Source organism: Streptomyces sp. NPDC002690 (assembly GCF_053592415.1).
The window spans coordinates 1-3,417 of record NZ_JBSFVR010000549.1 but is presented as its reverse complement, the minus strand read 5'-3'; the positions used below and the strand labels follow the sequence as shown (position 1 = coordinate 3,417).

At 74.6% G+C, this 3,417-nt stretch carries 3 protein-coding genes; 2 read left to right on the top strand and 1 reads right to left on the bottom strand.

Annotated elements, in window-relative coordinates:
• A partial coding sequence (locus ACWD3D_RS34985) for a sulfite oxidase (RefSeq protein WP_451464714.1) occupies nucleotides 1-1,120 on the top strand: 1,120 nt, incomplete at its 5' end.
• Between the two features lie 21 nt (nucleotides 1,121-1,141).
• On the opposite strand, the gene ACWD3D_RS34980 is transcribed toward ACWD3D_RS34985, so the two are convergent.
• Entirely contained in the window at nucleotides 1,142-1,822 is a 681-nt protein-coding gene (locus tag ACWD3D_RS34980) for an adenosylcobinamide amidohydrolase (RefSeq protein ID WP_451464715.1), read from the bottom strand.
• A 399-nt stretch (nucleotides 1,823-2,221) separates the two neighbouring features.
• On the opposite strand from ACWD3D_RS34980, the gene ACWD3D_RS34975 reads away from it, so the two are divergent.
• Nucleotides 2,222-3,247, top strand: coding sequence for a PRC and DUF2382 domain-containing protein (locus ACWD3D_RS34975; protein WP_451464713.1), 1,026 nt, complete (start codon nucleotides 2,222-2,224; stop codon nucleotides 3,245-3,247).
• Nucleotides 3,248-3,417: the final 170 nt, after the last annotated feature.

Here is a 3,417-nt window from a genome sequence, read left to right as displayed (position 1 = left end):
GCAGGCCTCGGCCGCCACGCCCGCGTACGCGGCGGAGTCGCTGCCCGGCGTGGTGAAGCCGCTGCCCGCGGACCTGTTCACCATCCGGGGCACCAACGCGGAGACCAACTTCGCCGCGCTGCGCGGGACGGGAGTACTCACTCCCACGGACCGCTTCTTCGTGCGGAACCACACCGCCACCCCTCGCATCGAGGCCGCCGACTGGAAGCTCACCCTCTGGGGCGACGGGCTGACGGGCGGCCCGGTGGACTTCTCGTACGACGCCTTGCGCGCCCTGCCGTCCGTCACCCGGACCGCGTTCGTCGAGTGCGCGGGCAACGGCCGCAGCTTCTATTCCTCCCAGCAGAACCAGCAGGTCAGCGGTACCGCGTGGACACTCGGCGCGATCGGCACGGCGCGCTGGCGGGGGGTACCGCTGCGTACCGTGCTGCGCCGGGCGGGCATCGGCCGGCATGCCGTCGACGTGCTGCCGCGCGGCCTGGACGCGGAGGTCGTGACCGACGGGACGAACCTGGGACGGGTGCGACGGCCGCTGCCGGTGTCCAAGGCCCTGGACGACGTGCTGCTCGCCTACGAGATGAACGGTGAGCCGCTCCCGCCGGACCATGGCTTCCCGGTGCGGCTCGTCGTGCCCTCGTGGGTGGGCATCGCCAACATCAAGTGGGTCGGCGACATCGAGGTGAGCGCCGAACCGCTGGTGTCCCCGTGGAACACCACGCTCTACCGGCTGTTCGGCCCCGGCTATCCCGTGGAGGGCAGCGCGCCGCTGACCCGCCAGACGCTCAAGAGCGCCTTCGAGCTTCCGCTCGGCGCGTCCTTCACCGCGCACCGGCCGGTCCACCTGACGGGGAGGTCCTGGTCGGGCGGGGCCCCGGTCCGGTCGGTGGAGGTCAGCACGGACGGCGGCGTCCGCTGGCGGCGGGCCCGGCTGCGGGACGAGCCGCGCGCGGGGAGCTGGGTGCGCTGGTCCACCCCGTGGGTGCCGGACCGTACCGGGCCGGGCGTCCTGCTGGCACGGGCCACCGACCGGTCCGGGCGGACCCAGCCGGAGACCACCGCGCACAACACGCAGGGGTACCTCTTCGACGCGGTGGTCCGCCACCCGGTGACGGTGGTCTGAGGGCGGCGGCCCCGCGGGCCGTCATCCGCCGGCACCCCCGGGCCCACCGCCCGGACGGCCCTGCTCGTACGCGTCGCGCGGATGGGCCATCGCACCTTCGAGCACGGCCGCGTGCACCGCCCTCGCCAGGCGTGCGCCCCAGCGCGAGCGGGGTCCGGCGAACGGCTGCGCCCCCTCGGGCCCCGGGGCGGGCGCGGCCACGCAGACGGCGTCCGTGGGGGTACCGGAGCAGTCGAGCCCGGCGTCCAGGAGCGCCTGCACCTTCGCCTCGGTGGCGGTGGCGACCGCGTTGACCAGGGCGGCGTCACTGAGGGCGACCGGGAGTGTGACGACGATGTTGACCGTCCCCGGCGGCAGCGGGCCGACCGCGCCCGGTGCCGGTACGGCTGCCCAGCCCCGCACGCCGAGGCCGCTGGTGACGGTGGCCGTCACTCCCTCGTCGTGCGCCTCGGTGTACGCGCTCACGTCGGCGGCGGTCATGAGTCCGGCGCCCGGGCCGTCGAGACCCTCCGCCGCCGCGATCTGTGCGAGGTGCCGGTCGGGGTCGAGCCTCGGGTAACCGCCGGGCACCTGGGCGTTGAGAATCCAGGCGCGGGTGCCGATGCCGCCTCCCAGGACCGCGCTGCTGCAGACCCGGCTGCCCGGGGCCAGCCGCCAGACCAGATGGCCCAGCCGGTGGCCGTCCTCGTGCCGGGTACACAGACGCCCGCGCGGCGCCGGGAGCTGGAGGGGGACGGAGGTGATGGCGGTTCCCGGGGTGTGCGGCGGCGGCCGGCCGTGACGGACGGCCCTCCGGTGCGAACGACGATGGCCGGTCGATCCTATGCGGGGCCCCCGGTCCCGCGGGGCACCGCCCGTCCGGTGGCCCGACCGACATCCCCCGCGGGCCGCCACCAGGGTCGTCACCCGTTTGGCCTAACGGGTGGTCCGGGTCACCTTTTCCGGCGGGCACGGGCCGGGAAGGGTGCGACGCACCCCGACCGCCGGGCCCCGGACGGCCGGTGGGTTGCAGGGGCCATCCGGGTGAGGCGCGATGGAACCGGGCGTGCCGCACCTGAGTGGACCCACCACAGGACGCGTCCGGGCGAGGAGGCATCGGTCATGGCAGCCGCTGACGGTTTCACGGATTCCGGAGAGCTCGACGGTCTCACCGTCTACGACAACGGGGGCGAGAAGGTCGGCAATGTCGGCCGGGTGTACGTCGACGACGACACCGGCAAGCCCGACTGGGTCACGGTCAAGACCGGCATGTTCGGGATGAAGGAGAGCTTCGTTCCGCTCGCCGGAGCCCGTCGGGTCGGCTCGGACCTGCACGTGGCGCACCCGAAGGAGAGCGTCAAGGACGCACCCCGGGTGGACGCGGACGCCCACCTCTCCGTCGCCGAGGAGGAAGAGCTCTACCGCCACTACGGACTCACGAGGAAGCCCCGGAGTACCGCGGGTACGAACATGGGCGCGGACGGACGGACGACGGCCGGTACGGGCGCGATGGGCGGCGCCGCCGGAGCCGCCGCAGGTGCGGGGGCGGCGGGCGCGGCCCGCACGACAGGTACCGGTACCGGCAAGGCGACCGGCGGTACCGCGGGCACGACGGGCACGGGCATGGCGGGCGCCGGCAAGCACCGGGACGCCGACGCCTCGGCCGGAGCCCGGCCGCTGGTGGGCGCCGGCGCGGAGCGGTCCGCTCCCGACATGTCGAAGGCCGACCTCGCCGGCCAGGAGGAACTCATCCGGTCCGAGGAGCAGCTGCGTGTCGGTACGGAGGAGTACGAGAGCGGGCGGGCCCGCCTGCACAAGTACGTCGTGACGGAGGAGGTCACCCGCACGGTGCCGGTCTCGCACGAGGAAGTACGCGTGGTCAGGGAGCCGCTGGCACCGGGCGAGAAGGTGACCGGGCAGACCGCCATCGGCGAGCAGGACGTGGAGGTGACCCTGCACGCGGAGCGCGCGACCGTACGCAAGGAGGCCGTGGCCGTGGAACGCGTACGACTGGAGCGGGACCGGGTGACCGAGCAGAAGGAGGTCTCCGCCGAGGTCCGCAAGGAGAAGATCGACTACGCGGACGGGATGGACACCGGTACCGGCAAGGACATGGGCGGCGAGTTCGGCCAGGGAAGGCGCCGCTGACCCGTCCAGGCCCCCGGGGCGGACCGGGGCCTGAGCGGGGGGGGGCCTGAGCGGGCGGGGCCGGGGGGCGGATCCGGAGTGACGGGATCCGCCCCCCGGCCCCGCCTCCGGCTCTGCTCCGAACCGCGTCCGCGAACCCGCCCGCGTCACACTCCGGCGGAAGGCAGGAC

Excerpts from the sequence above, each read along its gene's own strand:
- ACWD3D_RS34975 (WP_451464713.1), top strand. The coding sequence starts at position 2,222 with ATGGCAGCCGCTGACGGTTTCACGGATTCCGGAGAGCTCGACGGTCTC.